Origin of the sequence: Castellaniella hirudinis, assembly GCF_047468865.1 — a bacterium.
GTDB classification, from domain to species: domain Bacteria; phylum Pseudomonadota; class Gammaproteobacteria; order Burkholderiales; family Burkholderiaceae_B; genus Castellaniella; species Castellaniella hirudinis_A.
Map to the genome: position 1 here is coordinate 189,623 of NZ_JBLGTV010000005.1, position 21,670 is coordinate 211,292.

19 protein-coding genes, 1 tRNA gene and 6 pseudogenes are annotated in these 21,670 nt (G+C 63.2%); 18 read left to right on the forward strand and 8 right to left on the reverse strand.

The window, feature by feature from the left end; all coding sequences use genetic code 11:
- Positions 1-7 precede the first annotated feature (7 nt).
- Positions 8-739, forward strand: coding sequence for an N-acetylmuramoyl-L-alanine amidase family protein (locus ACMHYJ_RS08980; protein ID WP_414245837.1), 732 nt, complete (start codon positions 8-10; stop codon positions 737-739).
- A gap of 10 nt (positions 740-749) precedes the next feature.
- On the opposite strand, the gene ACMHYJ_RS08985 is transcribed toward ACMHYJ_RS08980, so the two are convergent.
- Entirely contained in the window at positions 750-1,199 is a 450-nt protein-coding gene (locus ACMHYJ_RS08985) for a hypothetical protein (protein WP_414245838.1), read from the reverse strand.
- Between the two features lie 304 nt (positions 1,200-1,503).
- Here ACMHYJ_RS08985 and ACMHYJ_RS08990 point away from each other — a divergent pair, with 304 nt between their 5' ends.
- Both ACMHYJ_RS08990 and ACMHYJ_RS08995 read left to right on the forward strand, forming a co-directional pair.
- Entirely contained in the window at positions 1,504-1,752 is a 249-nt protein-coding gene (locus tag ACMHYJ_RS08990; protein WP_414245839.1) for a type II toxin-antitoxin system Phd/YefM family antitoxin, read from the forward strand.
- Entirely contained in the window at positions 1,742-2,020 is a 279-nt protein-coding gene (locus tag ACMHYJ_RS08995; RefSeq protein WP_414245840.1) for a type II toxin-antitoxin system RelE family toxin, read from the forward strand. The genes ACMHYJ_RS08990 and ACMHYJ_RS08995 overlap by 11 nt, the downstream gene beginning before the upstream one ends.
- 153 nt (positions 2,021-2,173) lie before the next feature.
- Here ACMHYJ_RS08995 and ACMHYJ_RS09000 read toward each other — a convergent pair whose 3' ends face one another.
- From ACMHYJ_RS09000 to ACMHYJ_RS09015, 4 genes and pseudogenes are all read right to left on the reverse strand, one after another.
- Positions 2,174-3,526 carry a type II toxin-antitoxin system HipA family toxin gene (locus ACMHYJ_RS09000; RefSeq protein WP_414245841.1) on the reverse strand — a complete coding sequence of 451 codons (1,353 nt, stop codon included), beginning with the start codon at positions 3,524-3,526 and terminating at the stop codon, positions 2,174-2,176.
- Positions 3,527-3,533: 7 nt separating this feature from the next.
- The gene (locus ACMHYJ_RS09005; RefSeq protein WP_414245842.1) at positions 3,534-3,797 is read right to left on the reverse strand and encodes a helix-turn-helix domain-containing protein; all 264 of its coding nucleotides are present in this window, start codon (positions 3,795-3,797) and stop codon (positions 3,534-3,536) included.
- A 198-nt stretch (positions 3,798-3,995) separates the two neighbouring features.
- Positions 3,996-4,471, reverse strand: a pseudogene (locus ACMHYJ_RS09010) (transposase).
- Positions 4,472-4,600: 129 nt separating this feature from the next.
- Positions 4,601-4,831, reverse strand: a complete 231-nt coding sequence (locus tag ACMHYJ_RS09015) for a hypothetical protein (RefSeq protein WP_414245843.1) — start codon at positions 4,829-4,831, stop codon at positions 4,601-4,603.
- 843 nt (positions 4,832-5,674) lie between these two features.
- Here ACMHYJ_RS09015 and ACMHYJ_RS09020 point away from each other — a divergent pair.
- A complete protein-coding gene (locus ACMHYJ_RS09020; protein WP_414245844.1) occupies positions 5,675-5,938 on the forward strand; it encodes a hypothetical protein in 264 nt (87 codons plus the stop codon).
- On the opposite strand, the gene ACMHYJ_RS09025 is transcribed toward ACMHYJ_RS09020, so the two are convergent.
- Positions 5,935-6,126 (reverse strand): hypothetical protein, encoded by a 192-nt coding sequence (locus ACMHYJ_RS09025; RefSeq protein WP_414245845.1) that lies wholly within the window; start codon positions 6,124-6,126, stop codon positions 5,935-5,937. The two genes, ACMHYJ_RS09020 and ACMHYJ_RS09025, sit on opposite strands and share 4 nt — an antisense overlap.
- 43 nt (positions 6,127-6,169) lie before the next feature.
- Between ACMHYJ_RS09025 and ACMHYJ_RS09030 the strand changes: the two genes are divergently transcribed.
- Positions 6,170-6,385: a hypothetical protein gene (locus ACMHYJ_RS09030; RefSeq protein WP_414245846.1), complete on the forward strand. Its 216-nt coding sequence runs from the start codon at positions 6,170-6,172 to the stop codon at positions 6,383-6,385.
- Positions 6,386-6,573: 188 nt separating this feature from the next.
- Here ACMHYJ_RS09030 and ACMHYJ_RS09035 read toward each other — a convergent pair.
- Positions 6,574-6,650, reverse strand: a tRNA-Met gene (locus tag ACMHYJ_RS09035).
- 68 nt (positions 6,651-6,718) lie between these two features.
- On the opposite strand from ACMHYJ_RS09035, the pseudogene scpB reads away from it, so the two are divergent.
- The 12 genes and pseudogenes from scpB to ACMHYJ_RS09095 all read left to right on the forward strand — a co-directional run.
- Positions 6,719-7,345 (forward strand): annotated as a pseudogene (gene scpB, locus ACMHYJ_RS09040) (SMC-Scp complex subunit ScpB); the annotation flags it as partial.
- Positions 7,311-8,906, forward strand: coding sequence for a 23S rRNA pseudouridine(2605) synthase RluB (rluB, locus tag ACMHYJ_RS09045; RefSeq protein ID WP_414245847.1), 1,596 nt, complete (start codon positions 7,311-7,313; stop codon positions 8,904-8,906). The pseudogene scpB and the gene rluB, both read left to right, overlap by 35 nt.
- Positions 8,907-9,120: 214 nt before the next feature.
- Positions 9,121-9,591, forward strand: coding sequence for a ribosome maturation factor RimP (gene rimP / locus ACMHYJ_RS09050; RefSeq protein WP_414245848.1), 471 nt, complete (start codon positions 9,121-9,123; stop codon positions 9,589-9,591).
- Entirely contained in the window at positions 9,588-11,072 is a 1,485-nt protein-coding gene (nusA, locus tag ACMHYJ_RS09055) for a transcription termination factor NusA (RefSeq protein WP_414245849.1), read from the forward strand. Before rimP ends, nusA begins: the two co-directional genes overlap by 4 nt.
- Before the next feature lie 54 nt (positions 11,073-11,126).
- Positions 11,127-14,144, forward strand: coding sequence for a translation initiation factor IF-2 (gene infB / locus ACMHYJ_RS09060; RefSeq protein ID WP_414245850.1), 3,018 nt, complete (start codon positions 11,127-11,129; stop codon positions 14,142-14,144).
- Between the two features lie 14 nt (positions 14,145-14,158).
- Positions 14,159-14,569 (forward strand): 30S ribosome-binding factor RbfA, encoded by a 411-nt coding sequence (gene rbfA / locus ACMHYJ_RS09065; RefSeq protein ID WP_414245851.1) that lies wholly within the window; start codon positions 14,159-14,161, stop codon positions 14,567-14,569.
- 40 nt (positions 14,570-14,609) lie between these two features.
- Complete coding sequence (gene truB / locus ACMHYJ_RS09070) at positions 14,610-15,368, forward strand: tRNA pseudouridine(55) synthase TruB (protein WP_414245852.1); 759 nt, start codon at positions 14,610-14,612, stop codon at positions 15,366-15,368.
- Positions 15,365-17,185: a translational GTPase TypA gene (typA, locus tag ACMHYJ_RS09075; RefSeq protein WP_414245853.1), complete on the forward strand. Its 1,821-nt coding sequence runs from the start codon at positions 15,365-15,367 to the stop codon at positions 17,183-17,185. The genes truB and typA overlap by 4 nt, the downstream gene beginning before the upstream one ends.
- A 531-nt stretch (positions 17,186-17,716) precedes the next feature.
- A complete protein-coding gene (locus tag ACMHYJ_RS09080; RefSeq protein ID WP_414245854.1) occupies positions 17,717-19,153 on the forward strand; it encodes a catalase in 1,437 nt (478 codons plus the stop codon).
- Positions 19,110-19,379, forward strand: a pseudogene (locus ACMHYJ_RS09085) (YqiA/YcfP family alpha/beta fold hydrolase); the annotation flags it as partial. The gene ACMHYJ_RS09080 and the pseudogene ACMHYJ_RS09085, both read left to right, overlap by 44 nt.
- Positions 19,380-19,541: 162 nt before the next feature.
- Positions 19,542-19,928, forward strand: a pseudogene (locus ACMHYJ_RS09090) (YqiA/YcfP family alpha/beta fold hydrolase); the annotation flags it as partial.
- A gap of 123 nt (positions 19,929-20,051) precedes the next feature.
- Positions 20,052-20,399: pseudogene (locus ACMHYJ_RS09095) on the forward strand (GNAT family N-acetyltransferase); the annotation flags it as partial.
- Between the two features lie 27 nt (positions 20,400-20,426).
- Here ACMHYJ_RS09095 and ACMHYJ_RS09100 read toward each other — a convergent pair.
- Positions 20,427-21,188, reverse strand: a complete 762-nt coding sequence (locus ACMHYJ_RS09100; RefSeq protein WP_414245855.1) for a hypothetical protein — start codon at positions 21,186-21,188, stop codon at positions 20,427-20,429.
- A 184-nt stretch (positions 21,189-21,372) separates the two neighbouring features.
- On the opposite strand from ACMHYJ_RS09100, the pseudogene ACMHYJ_RS09105 reads away from it, so the two are divergent.
- Positions 21,373-21,670: pseudogene (locus tag ACMHYJ_RS09105) on the forward strand (hypothetical protein); the annotation flags it as partial.

Genomic DNA, 21,670 nt, shown 5'->3' on the forward strand with positions numbered 1-21,670 from the left:
TGGTCGCATGACATCGCTCCGGGTGGCCGGCTGCGGCCTGATGCTGTTTGTCGCCTGCCATGCGTCGGCGGCGGGCCCCCTGGTGGTGCTTGATCCCGGGCATGGCCCGTCCAGCCCGGGGGCGACGGGGGTCTGCGGCGCGCGGGAAGTCGTCTACAACGACCGCTTCGCCGGCGAATTGGCGCTGGCGCTGGAAAGCGCGGGCTGGCGGGTCGTGCTGACGCGTCGCCCGGGTCAGGACATCGGGCTGCTCGACCGTGCCCAACTGGCGAACCTGCTGTCCGCCACCCTGCTGTTGTCCATCCACCACGATTCGGTTCAGCCGGACGACCTGAAGGCGGTGCGCTGCCAGGGCCGGACAGGCTATGAAACCCGGCAGCCCGTGCAGGGGTATGCGCTTTTCGTGTCGGCTGAAAATGGCGACTATGCCGGGTCGTTGCGACTGGCAACCCTGCTGGGCGACCAATTGAATGCCATGGGTCGTTCACCCAACCCCTACCATGCGCGCGAGATTCCCGGTGAAAACCGGCGTTTTCTGGATGCGCGGCGGGGGGTGTATCAATACGATGGCCTGGCGGTGCTGCGTCATAGCCGAGTGCCCGCCGTGCTGTTGGAGATCGGGGTGATGACCGACCGGCAGGACGCGGCCTGGCTTGATCGGGCCGATGCGCGCCGGGCGATGGTGGCGCGGGTGGCGGCGGCCATCCGCCAATACGGTGGCCAGCCGGGGCGGCGCTGAAAGCATCCGCTTATTCCGGGGGGAAGGAAAACTGCTCGTCCGGGTCTTCCGCAGCATGGATCGCGTCGCTGTCCAGGGGAAAATCCGAATACGCGCAGCGTGATGCCATGATGACCTTGTCGGCTTTGTAGACGATCAGCCCGGTGAATTCCCAGCCCTTGCCGATGCCGCTGTACGCGACATAGCTATACGGCCCGTTGGTGAAACGCAGGTAGGTGGCCCCGCCTCCCGAAAACATGGCGCGGCCTTTGTAGACCTGCTGCTTGGCCTTGCCGGCGGGCAGCGCGAGTTCGGGCTGACCCGGTTTGCCATAGGTATAGCGCGGCTGGGTGCCCAGCTCGGACAGCGCCAGGGTCTTCCCGTTTTCCAGCCGGCAGCTGATGGCGTCGTCGGCGTGGGCCGGCAAGCCGGTGGCCGCCAGTGCGCCGGCCAGGGCGATGCGCAAAGCCGTTGTGTTCATGATGCCTCCGTGGGTTGGCGGATGTTGGGCAGGCTGAAGATAATGTCATGCCCGGCGTGCCGGGAGCAAGCGATTCCGCTTTCGCTTTCGCGTTCGCCTCGGGCTCCTGGCTTCTTATGGCCGACGACGTGGGAAAATTTTAGTCATGGCAAAGAAGCCTTGGCTGATTTAAAGAAATCTGTATCGGCTTGAGCCGGACGGCGGTGTCGAGCCTTGCTTACCATTCCGGTCTTTTTCATTTGAAAGAGCTGTTTAGAGTGCTAATATGAGGGTATCTAACAATACTCTTATAGAGGCTCTCCACATGGCTCACACTGTTCTTGCCGAAACGACGGCCAGCGTTTCTGAGCTCAAACGCAACCCCATGGGTACTGTGGCGGCGGGCGAGGGGGCGCCCGTCGCCATCCTCAACCGCAACGAGCCCGCGTTCTATTGCGTCCCTGCAAAGGCCTATGAAGCCTTGCTGAACCGCCTGGAAGACCTTGAGTTGAACGCTATCGCCAATGCCCGCCAAGGCCAAGCGGAAATCGAGGTCTCCCTGGATGACCTATAGGCTGAAGTTCAAAGACGAGGCCTTGAAAGAGTGGCACAAGCTCGACAACACGCTGCGCGAACAATTCAAGAAAAAACTCACTGAACGTGTGCAAGACCCGCATGTGCCTGCCGCCAAGCTGTCCGGCCACGCCGACCGCTACAAAATCAAGCTGAAATCCAGTGGCTATCGGCTGGTCTGTGAGGTACGCGATGCCGAAGTGGTCGTCGTTGTTGTCATCGGCAAGCGCGAACGCAATGCAGTCTATGCGGTGGCGGACAAGCGCTGATTCTTCGCAACGAAGGCAGGTAGCAAAGTACGGAATGCGCGTCGATTGAGGTTCATCACTTTGTATTATTTTTGTATGAGCAGTGTGCTGTTACGCATGGCAGCGGCGAAAGCGCCTACATGAAGGAGTGGACGAACATGCTCGCATGCTTGGTTACTTGGCCAATTTTTCAGCCGCTGCCTGCAACCCGCTGAGGATGCTGTCCGCCACGTGCGCGGGGAATCCGTCAGGCAACTGCGCACGAATCGTATGCACGACCTCCGGGGTTTGGGCGACCATTTCGTCGAGCACCGCTTCGACGCCCCGACCGTCCGGCGCCATGATGCCGTGCACTGTCCCTACTGTCACCCAATGCCGTCGTGCAATGTCACGCATGACCCAATGTGCATTCTTGGAGCGTACCGCCATGGCCATCTTCGCTTTGAATGGGGATAGCTGGTTTGCTCCCGAGCCGATGACCGGGTAGGCGGAAAGTACATCGTATAGCGGCGCAAGTTCGTAGGCGCCCCTGGCGCGCAGGAAAATGCTGAAGTTCTTCGCATGGCCATCGGTGGCCCGCAGCATCCAGAACAGGACTTGGGCCTGGAAGAATGTGCGCTTGTCATGGACAGATTTGCTGGATGTGGCCAGCAATTCCATGATGGTGCGGATGCCAGGCCCGCCGTCGGATTCGTACTTCAGGTGCGGCGGCGTCCCTGTTGCCTGGCACATGTCTTCTTGTGGCAGCCGCAGAAGCCACCGATTGCCTTGTTTACCCTCCCACCACCTGCGGTCGAAGCGCTCGACGGCAAGCGCCTTCATATCCTCGAACTCGACAACCTGTGTTTGTGCCGCTGGCAGACCATAGGCGTGCAAAATTCTGGAACATAGCCATTCGTTTTCCACTGACTCGCTCATGTCAAACCTGAAATTGCCGACCAAGCCCAGCGGCAACTTGAGGATGTGCGAAGTTGGCGTTGCCCCGCGGGGTAGATGCCATTGGCCGTTGAACCAAAGCAGTCCGGTCTTTTCCTGCGCACCCGCGATGGAAATTCGGAAATCATCTGCATCGAGGTCTCGGCCGTCCAGTGGTGCTGGCGTCAGGGCGCCGCGCAGCACACGAGCCACGCCCGTATTGTCCAACGGCGTGGCGTTTACCGCTTCAACGCCTTGGGGTGGGGCGTCATCGGGAAGTATTTGTAATGCGCCTGCGCAGTCCCGCCCGACTTCGGCCAGCAACGCGAAGGCCTGCGTCGAGCCCGCCTGAAACCGGCGCGCAATGCGTTCGCGAATGGTCTTGCTGTCTGGGAGCAGGTTTTCAAAGTAGGCTCGTACAGCATCGCCGCGGTGCGGCTGGTTGCCTGGAGTAAACGGCAGGGATAGAGATAGCGGTCGGCCTTGTTCGGAGGCCACCCAGCCGTCGTCATACTGCAGCATCTCGCTCGTATGGGGATGCACGCGCCAAGTGCCGACGAAAGCGTTGTTCATCCAAAGATACAGAGTCCGTGTGTGTGAGCGCCTTCCCATGTCACACTCACCAGTCGGGAGCGGTTGATGGCGGTTTGGGTGTGTGTGGGGCACCGCTTTGACGCAGCACGATTTCTACCCCGAGTGCGCTCAACAGCGTCAGTAGTCGGCCAGCACTGACTTTTTCTGCATTGCGCTCCAGAGAGGAAAGCGTCTGCTGTGTGACGCCCAGTCGGCTTGCGAGGTCAGCTTGCGTGAAACCGGCTTGCTTTCGGAATGCTTGCAACAGCAGGGGAAGCTGCTCCGCGGTGCGGATTGTGAAGTCTGACATACAAACCTCTCTTTGTATTTCCAGTATACAAATTTTACTTTGTAAAACGACGATATGCAACTGGCGAGATAAGAAAAATACAGTCCATAAATTGTATTTTATATTTACAGTCTATGGTTTGTGGAAGGGTGAATCAGCAGAAAGTGGGCATTTATCTTTGGCTGTTCTTCGTGGGTTTTAGAAAGAGGTGAAGTCGCTCTAACCGTGGCGCAGCGGATGGTGCGAGGCCAGCAGGATGCGCACCCGGCGGGTATTGCGCACGATCGCCGCACCGATTTTCAGCAAACGCACCCGGATGGTCGCGGCGCTGGCACGTTCCAGCTCGGTGCCTTTGAGTGCCACCTCGCGCAGACGCTGCATCAGCGTATAAGCCAGCGCGGCCAGCAGCAGCCGGAACTGATTGGCGAGGAACCGGTGGCAGCTGGCACGCGTGCCAAACAGATCGAACTGGGCTTCCTTGATGCGGTTCTCGGCTTCGCCTCGGGCACAGTACAGTCGCTCGTACAACTGCATGGCATCCGAGCCCGCAATGTTGGTGACCACGAAGCGCGGATTGGCGCCCTGGGCGCCGTATTCCAGGCGATGACAATGATGTACTGCACGTCGCTGCGTTCGCACCAGCGGATCAGCCGCTGGCGGCAAAAGCCCGAGTCGCCCCGGATGATGATCCGCATGCATCAGCAAGTCGGCGCGCAAGGTATCGTGATCGTTCAGGTCTTCGTAGCCGCAGCACAGGCCGTACAGGCGTTGGGCCAGCATGTCGTGCAGGCGATGCTGAATACGACCGGCTGCTCGGCGCTCGGTCAGCGCTCGGTCAGCGCACGGGCCGCCATGCGCGACAGGCCCGTGCGGGCGTCAATCTGGCGCAGCGGCATCAGCCCGCCGTCTGAACTGAGGTCTCCACCCTCGAAATTCGCTTCCAGATGGCGCCGCCCGAGGCGCCCAAAATCCAGTTGTTCAGTGGTACGATTTGGTATCGGCGATTCTTTTTGGTTGTGTGGCGTGAGAACCAATAACCATAAGCCCTCGGGCAAGAATTGCCTATCCCTTTTTATGGGCTTGACGAAATTTCCAGGTTGGCGAAGCCGGGCTACTCGTACGCAAAAGCGTCGCAACCAAGCTGCCCTTTCTGTGCACCGGTCCAAACGCAGGCCCCGCCAAACTCACCGCAGCGTTAGCCATGGGTGTCGTGCTGATGGATCAAGAAGCGTTTGGCTGGATGCTGGCGACGGGGGAAATTCCAGTTTGAGAAAAAAATTCCATGTCGTATTCCTAGCGCTCCCTTTGCTTGTTTTCTCAGCTCAAACCTGGGCGGCCAATCAACCCTGCTCTGGGAAAAAGGGTGGCATCTCGCACTGCCAGGGAAAGACGTTCGTTTGTAACGACGGGTCGGTCAGCGCATCCAAACGAAGCTGTTCCGCAGGCAATGCCGGGGGTAATGGTTTTGCGCCGGTCAGCAAGGGCAAAGAGGGCCAGGCTACTGGCCACTGCACTTGCAATAGCGGGTCTTACTGTACTGGCCCCAGAGGCGGGCAGTTTTGCTATTCAGCCAGCGGCGCAAAAAGCTATTTAAGGAAATGATGGTGATAAGCGAAAAATCCAGGCGGGTGATTTAATCAGCATTTTTTGACAGTATTCTGCCGCCAAAAAATTACAAACAAGGTGCCGGGAATGCGGCGCAGAAGGCTGGGACGTATACACCAGGGGGGATGGTCAGCACCAGGTGCTGCCTTCTGGCACCGATGGCGCGATTCACTTGAGCCGGTACGGGGTGGACATCATCAGCATGCGTTGCAGAAACTGCGGCAACATCCGCTTGTTCGATTTGGGAATGGTTCTGCAATGGGCTGAAAATCAATTGCAAACAGGTGGCCTCGATGGCAAATAACGTTGTTTCTTTGTTCGGCCAAGCCGATCCGCTGCAAGTTGTTGCGCCAGGGGGTGGCGGCGGCGATAATGGGCACATGGAAGCTCGTGTCGCAAAACTTGAAGCCGCTGTCGAACACATCCAGCGCGATATATCAGACATCCGGGTAGACATCCGTCAGATGCGCGGGGACATGCGCACCCAATTTTACTGGATCATTGGCGGTTTCGCAGCGATGCTGGCGGTCATGGCCAAGGGCTTTGGCTGGCTTTAATCTTCGGCCTGCCCGTTTTCTTCAGCCGCCCCCTCATCATCCCCCCCCATTCGCCCCAACTCCAGGGCCGTTGTCAGGCCCTGATCGTTGATCGTGTGGCGCAGGCTTTTGATCAGCCACTGGATATCGTTGATGACCGCGTGGGTGCGCGGCAATTCCAGCAGCCCATCGTGATCCGACAGGGTCAAATACCCCGACGACTACGCCGAGGCCAACCGTGGATCGTTTCTGATGCACGGCGCGTCCGACCAGGTGCACCGCGAGCACATTGGCAACGCCGTGCCACGCTGCACCGCCCGGGCCATCGGTAAGGAGATCGGCCGCACCATCCTGCTGGCCCGCACGGGCAAGACCTTTCAGCTGTCCTGCACGCCGATCTGGGTGCGGCCCGTGGCCGAGGCTATCGCGGTGCGCGGTTGGGGGCCTCATGACGGTCGTGCAGAATAGAATGGGGGCCATCTATAAGAAGATGCTGTTGCGCCTCAGAAGGATCCTGGCGGCAGATACGAAGCAAGCCCGAGTGGTGCTGGGCGACATGCTGGTGCCGGTGTGCCCGGATTTGGCCGCCGATGGTCACGTGTGGGCAGAAATGCAAATGGGCCGGCACGTTTTAGTGACCGACCCATCTCTAAAGGTGGTTGCGGGAATAGGATTTGAACCTATGACCTTCGGGTTATGAGCCCGACGAGCTACCAGACTGCTCCATCCCGCGTCTGAAGAACTAAACTATAACATAGTCTGCAAAAATAATGCAAGCAAAGCTTTGGAGTTCACGATAAAATGATGGCAACGGAAATCTTGCGGGTATTAGAAACCGCCTTGTTGTGTGCGGATGCACCGTTATCCATTGTGCAGATGCGCAGTCTCTTTGAAGACACCGTTTCCGGGGACGACCTGCGTCGCCATCTGGCTGCCCTGCAGCTCGATTGGCAAGAACGCGGCTTGCAGCTGGTGCAGTTGGCCGGCGGCTGGCGGTTCCAAAGCCGTCCCGATATGCAGCGTTATCTTGGGCGCCTTCATCCAGAAAAGCCCCCTCGTTATTCCCGTGCACTGCTCGAAACCCTGGCCATTGTCGCGTGGCGCCAGCCCGTTACCCGGGGCGACATCGAGGACATTCGCGGGGTGACCGTTTCGGCGCAGATCATCCGCACCCTCGAAGACCGGGGCTGGGTTGAAACCCTGGGATACCGGGATGCGCCGGGGCGGCCCGCTTTGCTGGGCACGACACGCCGTTTTCTGGATGACCTGGGCCTGCGGGCGCTGGACGAACTGCCCGCCCTGGACGATCAGTCCGCGGAGCGCGCCCTGGGGGCACTGCCCCTGGATGAACCCTCGATCTCACAATTAGAACCTCAAGGAATCACCGAACTCCATGACAGCAGAACACGAAGTGACGCCTCAGGCGACCCCGGAGACCGCCGCTAAGTCATCGGCCCCGTCCGAAGATCGCCCCGCAGCGGCGCGATCCCGCGGCGGGCGCAAGTTGCGCACCCCCTTCCGGCGCCGGCGCGGCGATGCCCCGGCGGACGCCGCCGGTGCCGAACGCAGTCCCGAGCCGGATGCGGGCACCGCCGAAGAAGCCGACCGCGCCTTGGCTTACCTGAACGATCATCAGACTGCCCAGCGGCTGGATGCGTATCTGCATAATGATGCCTTGATGCCCAAGCTGCACAAGGTGCTGGCCGAGGCCGGGGTGGGGTCGCGCCGCGACATGGAAGACCTTATCGTGGCGGGCCGGGTGTCGGTCAACGGCGAGCCCGCTCACGTGGGGCAGCGGGTGGGCCCCAACGACAAGGTGCGGGTCAATGGCCGGCTGGTGTCGCGCCCCAAGGCGGGCAAGCTGCCGCGCGTCATCCTGTACCACAAGCCGGCGGGCGAGATCGTCAGCCACGACGATCCCGGTGGCCGCGCCACCGTCTTTGCCCGCTTGCCGCGCATCCGCAGCGGCAAGTGGCTCTCGGTGGGGCGGCTGGATCTCAATACCGAGGGTCTGCTGATTTTCACCACCTCGGGTGAACTCGCCAACCGTTTGTCGCATCCCCGGTACGGGGCCGAACGCGAATACGCGGTGCGCGTGCTGGGCGAGCTCACCGACGAAAAGCAAACCGAGCTCACCCACGGCATCCAGCTCGAAGATGGCCCGGCGCAGTTCAATTCCCTGGAATACCTGGGCGGAGAAGGCAGCAACCGCTGGTATCGCGTCACCCTGTCCGAGGGTCGCAACCGCGAGGTTCGCCGCATGTTCCAGGCGGCCGGCGTGACCGTCAGCCGCTTGATTCGCACCCGCTTCGGCGAGGTCATCCTGCCCAGCAATTTGCGCCGTGGCCGCTGGGACGAGCTCGATGACCAACTGGTGGGCGGCCTGATGGTGCACCTGGGCCTGATCCGGGCCGTGGACGACGATGCCGACGAGCAGTCCGAGCGCCAGCCCTTGTCGCATGCCAGCGCCTTGCCGCCCGGCTTCGGCACGCCCGGCCAGAATGGCCAGAACGGCGCCCGATTCAACCGCCGGGGCCGTTTGTCGGGCGGGCGCCAGCAGGCCATCGACCCCTTCACCACGGGCTTGCTGATCAGCGGCGGGCTGGCCAATGGTCATCCCGATGCGGGTCGGGGCATGGACGTCGACGGCCACAAGCCGCGCGGCAATAAAAAGCCGCAGGGCGCGCGTCCGGCTAAGCCGGCCCGGGCGGCAGGGTCGGCGGCGAAAAAATCCGCGCCGCCCAAGGCTGCGGCGGCGCAGGCGGCAAAGCCGCACAAAGCCAAGGGACACAAGGCCAAGGCTGTGGCGCGGCAAGACGGGGCCGCCACCCAGCCGCCGGCGCCGAAGGCGGTCAAGCCCCCCAAGCCTCAGGCCAAAAAGCCTGGCCGCCGGCCCGGCAAGCCTCGGGGTCAGGGGGGCGGCGAGCACCAGCCACAGGGGGCGCACGCGCACGAGTCCCAACTGGCCCGCCTGGGGCGTGGACGTTGAAATTAAAAAAACCTGATGTCCACAACAAATGCTGTTATAATCTAAGGCTTTACAGCATTTTGTGCTGTGCCCAAGGAAACCTGCGGTGCATTGTGGCGGCTTTTGGTGTTGCCCGGTGCTGTGCGCAGGTTTTCGGCGATTCTTCAGACCGTCTTGCGGCACAGGCCGCAGGGCCTACCAAGGGCTGCTGGACAGCCCCTTTTTTTTGGATTTTATGGCGGATATCTTTGCAGTCACCCAGCAGGCTTTGCTGGGGTTCGATGTGGAACTGGTCGATGTGGAACGCGCGCCTCTGGGGCTTTTGCGTGTCACGATTGATCGTCCCGGCGGGGTGCGCATCGAGGATTGCGAACAGGTTTCGCACCAGCTGTCGCACGCCTTCGAGGTCGAGAACATCGACTACAAACGCCTGGAAGTCAGTTCCCCCGGGGTGGATCGGCCGTTGCGCCGCCTGGCGGATTACGTCCGCTTTGCCGGCCAGCGCGTCCAGATCCGCCTGCGCGAACCCGTCCAGTCGCGTAAGGCCTTCACCGGCATTTTGCAGGTTGAAGGCACCGAAACCCCCGTCCTCAGTCTGGCATACGAAGATCAGGCAGGGCAGCCCCAGACGCTGCCGTTTTCTTTTGACGATGTGGACCGGGCCAACCTGGACCCCGTCCTCGATTTCAAAGGTAAGAAGCGATGAGTCGCGAAATTCTTCTATTGGTCGACGCCTTGGCGCGTGAAAAAAACGTCGAACGCGAAGTCGTTTTCGGGGCGCTCGAAGGCGCGCTGGCTTCGGCCATGAAAAAACGCTTCAAGGAAGACGTCGATATCCGCGTGGCGATCGACCGCCAGACCGGCGAACACGAAGGTTTTCGTCGTTGGCTGGTGGTGCCCGACGAGGCCGGGCTGCAAGAACCCGACGCGCAGGAACTCCTGACCGACGCGCAGGATATCGTGCCGGGCATCGAGATCGGCGAGTATATCGAGCAGCCTCTCGAACCCATCGAGTTCGGCCGGATCGGGGCGCAGGCGGCCAAGCAGGCCATCCTGCAGAAAATCCGCGATGCCGAGCGCGAACAAGTGCTCAACGACTTCCTCGACCGGGGGGAAACCATTGTCGCGGGCACGGTCAAGCGCCTGGACAAGGGCGATGCCATCATTGAAATCGGCCGGGTCGAGGCCCGCTTGCCGCGTGCGGAAATGATCCCCAAGGAAAACATCCGCGCGGGCGACCGCGTGCGCGCCTGGGTGCTTAAAATTGACCATGCCGCGCGCGGCCAACAGGTCATCCTGTCGCGCACCGCCCCCGATTTCATCCGCGAACTCTTCGAGAACGAAGTCCCGGAAATCGAACAGGGCCTGCTTGAAATCAAAGCCGCCGCCCGCGATCCCGGCGTGCGTGCCAAAATCGCCGTGGTGGCTTACGATAAGCGTATCGACCCGATCGGCACTTGCGTGGGCATGCGTGGTTCGCGTGTTACCGCCGTGCGCAACGAACTCGGCGGCGAACAGGTCGACATTGTCCTCTGGGCCGACGATCCCGCCGAATTCGTCATTGGCGCGCTGGCCCCCGCCCATGTCGAATCCATCCTGGTGGACGAGGAAAAACATGCCATGGACGTCGTGGTCGACGAAGAAAACCTGCCCAAGGCCATTGGTGCCCGGGGGCAGAACGTGCGCCTGGCATCCGAGCTCACCGGCTGGCAGATCAACATCATGACGCCCGAGGAAAGCCAGGATCGCCAGGATGCCGAGCGCACGGCCTTGCGCCATGCGTTCGTCACCCGCCTGGACGTGGACGAGGAAGTCGCCGACATCCTGATCGACGAAGGCTTTACGGGGCTGGAAGAAGTGGCCTATGTGCCCCTGCAAGAATTGCTGGATATCGAAGCCTTCGACGAGGAAACGGTCAACGAACTGCGCACCCGCGCGCGCAACGCCCTGCTGACCGAAGCCATCGCCCAGGAGGAGCGCGTCCAGACCGCCCAGGATCTCCTCGAAATCCAGGGCATGGATGCCGCACTGGTGGCCAAGCTGGCGGAAAACCATATCGTCACCCTGGACGATCTGGCCGAACTGGCCGCGGACGAACTGGCCGAGATCACGGGGCTGCCGGAAGACGCCGCCAGCGACATGATCATGCAGGCGCGGGCCCACTGGTTTGAAGACGACGAGGCCTAGCCTCCGGTCTCATCAGCCCCGCCGCCCCATTAACGAAGTCAAAGAGAGAGTCGAATGCCGAGTAACACTGTCGCCCAATTCGCCGAAGAACTGAATATGCCCGCCAACGTTCTGCTGGATCATTTCCGCGCGGCCGGCGTCCAGCTCGACTCGGTGAACGCGGACGTGACCGAGGCGGATAAAGGCGCCTTGCTGGAATCCCTGCGGCGTTCGCACGGCACCGACTCCGGCAAGAAGGTCATCCTCACCCGGCGCAAGACGTCCGAGATCCATCAGGCCGATGGTTCCGGGCGGTCGCGCACCATCCAGGTCGAAGTCCGCAAGAAGCGTGTCTTGGTCAAGCGCGACCGCACCGAACTCCTGGATGCCGCGCGCGCCGAGGCGGCCCAACTGGCGGCGGCGCAGGCCAAAGCCGGATCGCAATCGCAGGCCGCGCCTGCCGCTGCGGCCCCCGAGGCGGCCACGCCGCAAGCGCCGGCCTCCGCGCCCCAGGCGCCCGCCGCCCCCGTGCCCGCTGAAAATCCGCACGCCTCGGCTGGCGTCGTCGCGCCCACCGCCGCGCCGCAAGCCGAAGCCCCGGCCCAGCCGGCGACGCTCGCCGCGGCGGACACCCCGCCGGCCGGCGCGCCCCAGGATGCGCCCGCCGCACCCGCCCAGGCCGTCACGGCGGCTTCGGGCGACGCGGCGCAAACGCCCGCACCGCAATCCGCCCCACCGGCAGCGCCCGCCACTGCTCCCATCGAAACCAAGGAAACCAAGCAGGAAATCGTGATCGACACCCCTGTTGCCAAGCCGCAGTCCGCTGCCGGCCAGGCGTCTTCTAGCCATACTCCCCGCACGCAGCCCGACTCCCGGCAGAATCACAAGCCCGGCAGCGCGCGCCCCGAATCCTCGACTGCGCCTGTGGCCGCCCCCGCCGCCACGCCGGGCAAGGCCCGCCGCGCCCCGGCGGATTCCGACCGCGAACGCGCCCGCAAGGCCGCCGAGGCCGAAGCCGCCGCCCTGCGCGAGATGATGCGCCAGCCGCGCAAGGTGCTGCGCGCGCCCGAGCCCGACGAGGCCGCCAAGACCCTGCACAAGCCGGCGGGCAAAGCGGCCGTCAAGAAAGAATCCGAAGGCAAGAAGGTCATCAAGACGGCGGACGTGTCTTCCAGCTGGTCCAACGACGGCCGCAAGAAACCTTCCAAGGCCGATACCTTGTCCGCCGGGGCGGGCAAGGATGCCTGGCGCTCGGGCAGCAAATCCGGCCGGGGCAAATCCGGCCGGGGCAAGGGCCGCCGCCAGGCCGAACACCACCCGGAACCTCAACAGGCCGAATTCATCGCCCGCGAGGTGCACGTCCCCGAGACCATTTCCGTGGCCGATCTGGCCCACAAGATGGCCGTCAAGGCCGCCGAGGTCATCAAGCACCTCATGAAGCTGGGCCAGATGGTCACCATCAACCAGATTCTGGATCAGGAAACCGCCATGATCGTGGTGGAAGAACTGGGCCACACGGCCATCGCGGCCAAGCTGGACGACCCGGAAGCCTTCCTGGCCGATACCGAAGCCACCGAGGCCGATGCCCTGCCGCGTGCGCCGGTGGTCACGGTCATGGGCCACGTCGATCACGGCAAGACCTCGCTGCTGGACTACATCCGCCGCACCAAGGTCGCCACGGGCGAGGCCGGGGGGATTACCCAGCATATCGGCGCCTATCGCGTCAAGACCGACCGTGGCGTGGTGGCCTTTCTGGATACCCCGGGCCACGAAGCCTTTACCGCCATGCGCGCCCGCGGCGCCCAGGCCACGGACATCGTGATCCTGGTCGTGGCGGCGGACGACGGCGTCATGCCGCAGACCCGCGAGGCCATCCACCATGCCAAGGCGGCCAATGTGCCGCTGGTGGTCGCCATCAACAAAATCGACAAGCCCGAAGCCAACCCCGAGCGCGTCAAGCAGGAATTGGTGGCCGAAGAAGTCGTGCCCGAAGAATACGGCGGCGACGTGCCCTTCATTCCCGTGTCGGCGAAAACCGGCCAGGGCATCGACGACCTGCTGGAAAACGTCCTGCTGCAGGCCGAAATCCTCGAACTCAAGGCCCCGGTGGATGCGCCGGCCAAGGGCATCGTCATCGAAGCCCGCCTGGACAAGGGCCGTGGCCCGGTGGCCACCATTCTGGTGCAAAGCGGCACTCTGCATCGCGGGGATGCCGTCCTGGCCGGGGTGGCGTTCGGCAAGATCCGCGCCATGCTCAACGACACCGGCAAGTCCACCGCCGAGGCCGGGCCATCCACGCCGGTCGAAATCCAGGGCTTGGCCGAAGTCCCCGCGGCGGGCGACGAGGTTCTGGTGTTGGCCGACGAGCGCAAGGCCCGCGAAATCGCCTTGTTCCGCCAGGGCAAGTTCCGCGATGTCAAGCTTGCCCGCCAGCAGGCCGCCAAACTCGAATCCATGTTCGACAACCTGGGCGAGGGCGTGCGCACCCTGCCGCTGATCGTCAAGACCGACGTGCAGGGGTCCCAGGAAGCGCTGGTGCAGTCGCTGCTCAAGCTGTCCACGGACGAAGTCCGGGTGCAGGTGGTGCATGCGGCGGTCGGGGGCATTTCCGAAAGCGACGTCAATCTGGCCATCGCCTCCGGCGCCGTGATCATCGGCTTCAATGTGCGCGCCGACCAGTCCGCCAAGAAGCTGGCCGAGACCAACGACATCGACCTGCGCTACTACAACATCATCTACGACGCCATCGACGATGTGAAAAACGCGCTCTCCGGCATGTTGGCGCCCGAAAAGCGCGAGGAAGTCATCGGCATGGTCGAAATCCGCGAGATCTTCACTGTCTCCAAGGTCGGCAACATCGCCGGCTGCATGGTGCTGGAAGGTCTGGTGCGCCGCGATTCGCAGGTTCGCCTGCTGCGCAACCACGTGGTTCAATGGACCGGCACGCTGGATTCCCTGCGCCGCTTCAAGGACGATGTCAAGGAAGTCAAGTCCGGCTTCGATTGCGGGATTACCCTCAGGGGCAATAACGACATCGAGATCGGCGACCAGCTCGAAGTCTTTGAAATCAAGGAAATCGCCCGCTCGCTGTAAGGGCAGGGATCATCATGGGCCGTCATCAATCCAAACCCAATCCCAGTCGCAATACGCGCCTGGCCGATCAAATCCAAAAGGATCTGGCCGGCCTGGTGCAACGCGAACTGGACATCGCGCAGGCCGGGCTCATCACCCTGACCGGGGTGGAGCTGTCTGCCGATTATGCCCACGCCAAGGTGTATTTCACCGTGCTGGGGGCCGAGCCCGATACCGCTGCCAAGGCCCTGAACGACAAGGCCGGCTGGCTGCATTCGCAGTTGTTCAAGCTGCTGCACATCCACACGGTTCCCACCCTGCGCTTCTTCCACGATGCGCACCTGGCACGCGGGATCGAACTCTCCCAGCTCATCGACCGGGCCAATCGTCCCCAGGCAGGCGCCTCGGACATCCCCGAACTCGAACACCCGGACGACCAGCCCTGATCGGGCGGTCGTCACTCATCTTTTTAAAACGGATAGAACGATGGCTTCCCGACGTGGGCAGTTGCTCGACGGCGTCCTGCTGTTGGACAAACCCGAAGGCCTTTCCAGCAATCACGCGCTGCAGCGCGCCAAGCGCGCGGTGGACGCCCGCAAGGCGGGCCACACGGGCACGCTGGATCCGTTTGCCACGGGGCTGCTGATCTGCTGCTTTGGCCGGGCCACGAAGATTTCCGCCGCCATGCTGGAAGCCGACAAAATCTACGAGGCCACCATCACGTTCGGCGAAGAAACCGACAGTGGCGACCTGACCGGCCATATCGTCGCCCGTGCCGGCGCGGATTTTTCCGGGGTGCGGGCCGATGCCCTGGAATCCGCGCTGGAGGGCTTTCGCGGGGAAATCGAACAGATTCCTCCCATGGTGTCGGCCCTGAAACGCGACGGCAAGCCTTTGTACGAATACGCCCGCCAGGGCATCGAACTGGAACGTCCGCCCCGGCGGATCACCATCCATGCCTTGGATTTATTGGCGTGCGACGGCCAGACCGCCCGCGTGCGCGTGCATTGCAGCAAAGGCACCTATGTCCGCACCCTGGCCCAGGACATCGGCCGCGCCCTGGGCTGCCTGGGGCATTTGTCGGCCTTGCGGCGCACCGCGGCGGGGCCGTTCTCCATTGAACAGGCCATCGGCCTGGAAGCCTTGCAGGCCCTCGAAGCGCCGGCATCGGCGCTGATCCCTTTACATGCCTTGCCGGACGGACTGCGTCCAGCAAGTGTTTCTACCGAGGAAAACATCCTATGAAGCGAGCTTTGCGCAACGTGGCCATCATTGCCCACGTGGACCATGGCAAAACCACTCTCGTCGACCAACTGCTGCGGCAGTCCGGCACGTTTCGCGACAACCAGCAGGTGTCCGAGCGCGTCATGGATTCGGGCGATATCGAACGCGAGCGCGGCATCACGATCCTGGCCAAGAACTGCGCGGTCGAATACGAAGGCACACACATCAACATCATCGACACCCCGGGCCACGCCGATTTCGGCGGCGAAGTCGAGCGCGTGCTGTCCATGGTGGACGGCGTGCTGCTGCTGGTCGATGCCGTCGAGGGCCCGATGCCGCAGACCCGTTTCGTGACGCGCAAGGCGCTGGCCCTGGGCCTGAAGCCCATCGTCGTGGTCAATAAGGTCGACCGCCCGGGCGCGCGCCCGGATTTCGTGGTGAATGCCACGTTCGACCTGTTCGACAAGCTGGGGGCTACCGAGGAACAACTGGATTTCCCGGTGATCTACGCCTCGGGCCTGTCCGGCTACGCCGGCCTGACCGACGAGGTGCGTTCGGGCGACATGCGCCCCTTGTTCGATGCCATTCTGCAGTACGTGCCGCAGCGCGAAGACGACGCCGACGGCCCCCTGCAGCTGCAGATCATTTCGCTGGACTACAGCAGCTACGTGGGCAAGATCGGCGTGGGCCGCATCAACCGGGGCCGCTTGCACGCGGGCCAGGACGTGGTCGGCAAGTTCGGCCCGGACGGCCAGTCCTTCAAGGGCCGCGTCAATCAGGTGCTGAAATTCCATGGCCTGGATCGCGTGCTGGTGGATTCCGCCGAGGCGGGCGACATCGTGCTGATCAACGGCATTGAGGATATCGGCATCGGCTGCACGCTGACGGACCCGGAAACGCCCGAAGCCCTGCCCATGCTGCGCATCGACGAACCCACCCTGACCATGAACTTCATGGTCAACACCTCGCCGCTGGCCGGGCGCGAAGGCAAGTTCGTCACCAGCCGCCAACTGCGCGAACGCCTGGATCGAGAACTGAAATCCAATGTGGCGCTGCGGGTCAACGACACCGACGACGACACCGTTTTCGAGGTCTGTGGCCGGGGCGAACTGCACCTGACGATCCTGCTGGAAAACATGCGTCGCGAAGGCTACGAGCTGGCCGTGTCGCGCCCGCGCGTGATGTACAAGGATATCGACGGGGTGCGCTGCGAACCCTACGAACTGCTGACCGTGGACGTGGAGGATTCGCACCAGGGCGGCGTGATGGAAGAACTGGGCCGCCGCAAGGGCGACTTGCAGGATATGCAGCCCGATGGCCGGGGCCGCACCCGCCTGGAATACCGCATCCCCGCCCGTGGCCTGATCGGCTTCCAAAGCGAATTCATGACGCTGACGCGGGGCACGGGCCTGATGAGCCATATCTTCGACGACTACGCGCCGATGCGCGAAGGCGGCGTGGGCGAACGCCGCAATGGCGTGCTGATCAGCCAGGACGACGGCACGGCGGTGGCCTATGCCCTGTGGAAGCTGCAGGAACGCGGCCGCATGTTTGTCTCGCCCCAGGATCCGGTGTACGAAGGCATGATCATCGGCATCCACTCGCGCGACAACGACCTGGTGGTCAACCCCATCAAGGAAAAGAAACTGACCAACGTGCGGGCGTCCGGCAAGGACGAGCACATCGACCTGGTGCCGCCCGTGGCGCTCAATCTGGAATACGCGGTGGAATTCATCGCCGATGACGAACTGGTCGAAGTCACGCCGAAATCCATCCGCTTGCGCAAGCGCTACCTGCAGGAACACGAACGCCGCCGCAGCCTGCGCGAATCCGCCTGATCCGCCGGCGTCTGCCCTCGCGTCAGGCGCGGGTGCAGACCCGCATCGGGGCGCATTCGGCCGCTGGTGCGTGACCGCCCGCGTGAGGCGCGGTGGCCGCCGCCGGCCTGTGCACCGAGCGATGCGGGCGCGCATGCCTGGCGGGCAGATGGCGCGCTGAACACTGAACCACCGCTTGTTGGATTGCAGGCGGTGGTTTTTATTTGGTGCGCCCGGCATGGACTGCCTCCCGAAATGGGATGCCGATTCCATCGCCAGGATGTTTTGATGATTGTCCGCCGCGTGCGGGATCGCGCCTGAAACTTTGCAACAGCGGGTGGCTTGCCTGTGCTGGGCGGCCGGGGGTACGCTGAGGGCGCCGGCCAGGCGGTTGACATTGGCGGCCGGTCGGCAATCCATAGATTAAAGCTAATGATTTATAAGAAATAATTAATTTTATTTAAATCATTGGCTTGGTTAGACTGAATGCCATGCCGATGTCCCGGCTATTGCAGTGCCGCGGGCACTGCTGGACTCTACAGGAGAACATCCATGAAAAAACTGACCACTGCCGCAGGGGCCCCTGTTGTCGATAACCAGAACATCATGACGGCCGGCCCGCGGGGCCCCGCCTTGCTGCAGGACGTCTGGCTGCTCGAAAAACTGGCCCACTTCGACCGCGAAGTCATCCCCGAGCGCCGCATGCACGCCAAGGGGGCCGGGGCCCATGGCACGTTTACCGTCACCCACGACATCACCCGCTATACACGGGCGGCCATTTTTTCCGAGGTGGGCAAACAGACCCCGATGTTCATCCGTTTTTCCACGGTGGCCGGCGAACGCGGCGCCGCCGATGCCGAGCGCGACATCCGGGGCGTGGCCATGAAGTTCTACACCGAAGAAGGCAACTGGGATCTGGTGGGCAACAATACGCCGGTGTTCTTTTTCCGCGACCCGCTGAAATTCCCCGACCTGAACCACGCGGTCAAACGCGATCCCGGCACGGGCTTGCGCAGCGCCCAGAACAACTGGGAATTCTGGACTGGCCTGCCCGAGGCCCTGCACCAGATCACCATCGTCATGAGCGACCGGGGGATTCCGTCCGATTACCGCCACATGCATTTGTTCGGCAGCCATACCTTCAGCTTCATCAATGCCGATCAGGAACGCTTCTGGGTGAAATTCCATTTCCAGTCCCAGCAGGGCATCCGCAACCTGAGCGATGCCCAGGCCGGCGAGATCATCGGCCGCGACCGTGAAAGTTCGCAGCGCGACCTGCACGAACACATCGCCCAGGGCGATTTCCCGCGCTGGACGCTGTCGGTGCAGATCATGCCGGAAAAAGACGCCGGCAGCTACCACCTGAATCCCTTTGATCTCACCAAGGTCTGGCCGCACGGCGATTATCCCTTGATCCCGGTGGGGGTGCTGGAACTCAACCGCAATCCCGACAATTTCTTCGCCGAAGTCGAACAGGCCGCGTTCACGCCGGCCAATGTGGTGCCGGGCATCGGCTTTTCGCCCGACCGCATGCTGCAGGCCCGCCTGTTTTCCTACGGCGATGCCCAGCGCTACCGTCTGGGGGTCAATCACCACCAGATTCCGGTCAATGCGCCGCGTTGTCCTTATCACAGCTTTCACCGCGATGGGGCCATGCGGGTGGACGGCAATCACGGCGGCTTGACGGGCAACCAGCCCAACCGCGCCGGCGAATGGGCCGAGCAACCCGAATTCCGCGAACCGCCCCTCAGCCTGGAAGGCGCGGCGGATCACTGGAACCACCGCGAGGACACCGATTATTTTTCGCAGCCGGGCAATTTGTTCCGCCTGATGTCGCCCGCCCAGCAGCAGGCGCTGTTCGACAATACCGCGCGGGCCATTGCGGGGGTCACGCCCGATGTGCATGCGCTGCACATCCAGCACTGTACCCAGGCCGATCCGGCCTATGGGGCCGGGGTGGCGGCCGCGATTCAGGCTTTGCAGGGGTAAGCCAGTGATCCTGTATTTGCACGGCTTCCGGTCTTCGCCCGAATCGTACAAATCGCGTCTGATGGCGGCCGAGCTGGCCCGGCGCGGCCTGGCGGCGCGCTGGTGCTGTCCGCAGTTGCCCGCCAGCCCGGCCGCCGCCTTGCGCCTGGCGCTGGATTTGGCGGCGGCGCGGGGGTATGTGCCGGCGTCGGCCCGCGGCACCGGGGCGGCGGGCACTTTGCCGCCCGGGCCGGTTGGGGTCGATACCTTGTCGCCGACGCAGATCGGGGCGACCGGGGCCGATATCTTGTCGCCGGGGCAGGTCAGGGCGACCGGGGCTGATAGCTTGTCGTCGGGGCAGATCGGGGCGACGACCGGGGCTGATATTTTGTTGCCGCCGGCGCCGCCCCTGGTCGTCATCGGGTCTTCGCTGGGGGGCTTTTATGCCACTTGGCTGGCCGAACGCCTGGGCTGCCGCGCCGTGCTGTTGAATCCCGTGGTGCGGGCCGCCCGCGATCTGGCTACCCAGGTGGGCTCACACCGCACGTTTCACGGGGATGAACCCTTTGAATTCCTGCCCGTTCATGTCGATGAACTGGCCCGCGCCGAAGCGGATATTCCCGCGCTGACGCAGCCAGACCGCTATTTCCTGCTGGCCGCCACGGGCGACGAAGTTCTGGATTGGCGCGAGATGCAGGCGCGCTTCGCGGGTGCCCGGCAGCGCATCATCCAGGGCAGCGACCACGGGATTGCGGATTTTGACGCCTATCTGCCCGAAGTCCTGGACTTCGTGCTGGCCGGTTCGTCGCGGCGTCCGTCCGGTGCGCCGGATGCGCCGGATGCCGATGCGAACCGTTTGGTGCTGGGCGATTGGGCTTTGCTGGGCGACCAGGCATCCGCCATTCGCCTGGAAGTCTTCGTGCAGGAGCAGCATGTTCCGCCTGAAGAAGAGATGGACGCCATGGACGCCGAGTGCCTGCACGCCCTGGTCTTTGATGCAGCCGGCATCCCCCTGGGCACGGGGCGCTTGCTGCCCGACGGGCACATCGGCCGCATGGCCGTGCGCCAGCCTGGGCGGGGCAAGGGGGTGGGATCCCGATTATTGATGGCTTTGGTGCGGGCGGCCCGCGAACGGGGCGACACCCAGGTGGTGCTGGCCGCCCAATTGCATGCCCGGCCCTTTTATGCCCGTCATGGCTTTGTCGAAGAAGGCGACACTTTCATGGACGCCGGCATCCCCCATCGGCTGATGCGCCTGGTGTTTTGATCGGGATGTGCGCCGGGCCCGGGCTGTTCAGGACGGCTCGGTCTGGCGCGGGTGGCGCTGCCAGGCAAGCAGCGCCTGCGTGGCATGGGCCATGATGCGCTGGTAGTCGTCCAGCGGCATGGCTTGGCGCAGCGCGGCCAGCAGCTGCTGCGTGCCCGCCTGGCTTTGCCCGGAAGCCTGGGCGTCCCGCAGCAGGCGGATTTGCATATGGGCCAGGGCGTCGGCCACCAGACGCCAGCCCAGGTCGGGCATCTGCCGGTTCAGCGCCAGCAATTGGCTGCCCAGCGCCTGCAGGATCGGCTGGGCTTCATCCGCCGTGGCGGCGCTGCCCATGGCATGCCATAACGCCAGATGGATTTGCCGCCGCAGATTGATTTTGAAATCAATCCCGCTGCCTGGCTGGGTTTGGGTTTGCTCGAATTTCTGCAAGAACCTGGCTTCGGCCTGGGGGGACAGGCCCGTGCGCAGCTGGCTGATCAGGGCGCTCAGGCCAGGCATGGCCGTAATCTGGAACGCCTGGCTGAATGCCAGCCCCCATTGATCCAGCCCCATCAACAGCAACTCCAGCCGTGCCGCCTGAGCGTCCAGGTCACCGGCCCGGTGCACCCAGCCCAGGGCGGCTTCCAACTGGGATTGGATGGCGGGCGACAGGGTTTTGCCCTGGGTGGCCTCACGAAAAACCTGGGTAAACAGGTTTTGAGCCAGCAGGGCCCCCTGGGCCTGATCCTGGGCGGATACCTGGTCGGCCAGGGGGTCGGTAAGCAGAAAAGCTGTTTTGTTGGAATCCATGGCGCTATTGTACCGGGCGGCATGCTGCAATTGCCTAAGCGAAAAACAGGGGACAGGTTTCGGTTTCATGACGTGTGAAGATTTTTTGTCGTGAGAAATCGGGTATGCCCTTTCTGTCCCCTTGCCCGCCTGGGGCCGGGTGATCCCCGGAATAATGAGGCATCCATGCCCTCGGATGCCCGCCATGCCCAAACGCCCGCCCCCGTCCACTGCCGACGACCACGACAGCCCCTGGAAGCTGGCGCTGGAACTGTACTTCTCACAGGCCCTGGCCCTGCTGACCCCCGCACTGTACCAGGCCATCGACTGGGCCATCCCCCCGGAATTCCTCGATAAGGAACTGCAAGCTATCGTCTTGCCAGGCAAAAAAGGCCGCCGCCTGGTCGATAAGCTGGCGCAAGTGCACCTGCGCGACGGCACGCGTGCCTGGCTGCTGATCCATGTGGAAGTCGAACACCGCCTGGACGGCCCGCAAGCCCTGC

Bases quoted from the DNA above. Each gene is read 5' to 3' on its own strand.
- ACMHYJ_RS09030 (WP_414245846.1), top strand. From the start codon at position 6,170: ATGCACGGCGCGTCCGACCAGGTGCACCGCGAGCACATTGGCAACGCC.
- rbfA (WP_414245851.1), top strand. From the start codon at position 14,159: ATGGGCCGTCATCAATCCAAACCCAATCCCAGTCGCAATACGCGCCTG.
- ACMHYJ_RS09005 (WP_414245842.1), bottom strand. From the start codon at position 3,797: ATGTCAGACTTCACAATCCGCACCGCGGAGCAGCTTCCCCTGCTGTTG.
- nusA (WP_414245849.1), top strand. From the start codon at position 9,588: ATGAGTCGCGAAATTCTTCTATTGGTCGACGCCTTGGCGCGTGAAAAA.
- ACMHYJ_RS09020 (WP_414245844.1), top strand. From the start codon at position 5,675: ATGGCAAATAACGTTGTTTCTTTGTTCGGCCAAGCCGATCCGCTGCAA.
- truB (WP_414245852.1), top strand. From the start codon at position 14,610: ATGGCTTCCCGACGTGGGCAGTTGCTCGACGGCGTCCTGCTGTTGGAC.
- ACMHYJ_RS08995 (WP_414245840.1), top strand. From the start codon at position 1,742: ATGACCTATAGGCTGAAGTTCAAAGACGAGGCCTTGAAAGAGTGGCAC.
- typA (WP_414245853.1), top strand. From the start codon at position 15,365: ATGAAGCGAGCTTTGCGCAACGTGGCCATCATTGCCCACGTGGACCAT.
- ACMHYJ_RS08990 (WP_414245839.1), top strand. From the start codon at position 1,504: ATGGCTCACACTGTTCTTGCCGAAACGACGGCCAGCGTTTCTGAGCTC.
- infB (WP_414245850.1), top strand. From the start codon at position 11,127: ATGCCGAGTAACACTGTCGCCCAATTCGCCGAAGAACTGAATATGCCC.
- ACMHYJ_RS09080 (WP_414245854.1), top strand. From the start codon at position 17,717: ATGAAAAAACTGACCACTGCCGCAGGGGCCCCTGTTGTCGATAACCAG.
- rluB (WP_414245847.1), top strand. From the start codon at position 7,311: ATGACAGCAGAACACGAAGTGACGCCTCAGGCGACCCCGGAGACCGCC.
- ACMHYJ_RS09000 (WP_414245841.1), bottom strand. From the start codon at position 3,526: ATGGGAAGGCGCTCACACACACGGACTCTGTATCTTTGGATGAACAAC.
- rimP (WP_414245848.1), top strand. From the start codon at position 9,121: ATGGCGGATATCTTTGCAGTCACCCAGCAGGCTTTGCTGGGGTTCGAT.
- ACMHYJ_RS09100 (WP_414245855.1), bottom strand. From the start codon at position 21,188: ATGGATTCCAACAAAACAGCTTTTCTGCTTACCGACCCCCTGGCCGAC.
- ACMHYJ_RS08985 (WP_414245838.1), bottom strand. From the start codon at position 1,199: ATGAACACAACGGCTTTGCGCATCGCCCTGGCCGGCGCACTGGCGGCC.
- ACMHYJ_RS08980 (WP_414245837.1), top strand. From the start codon at position 8: ATGACATCGCTCCGGGTGGCCGGCTGCGGCCTGATGCTGTTTGTCGCC.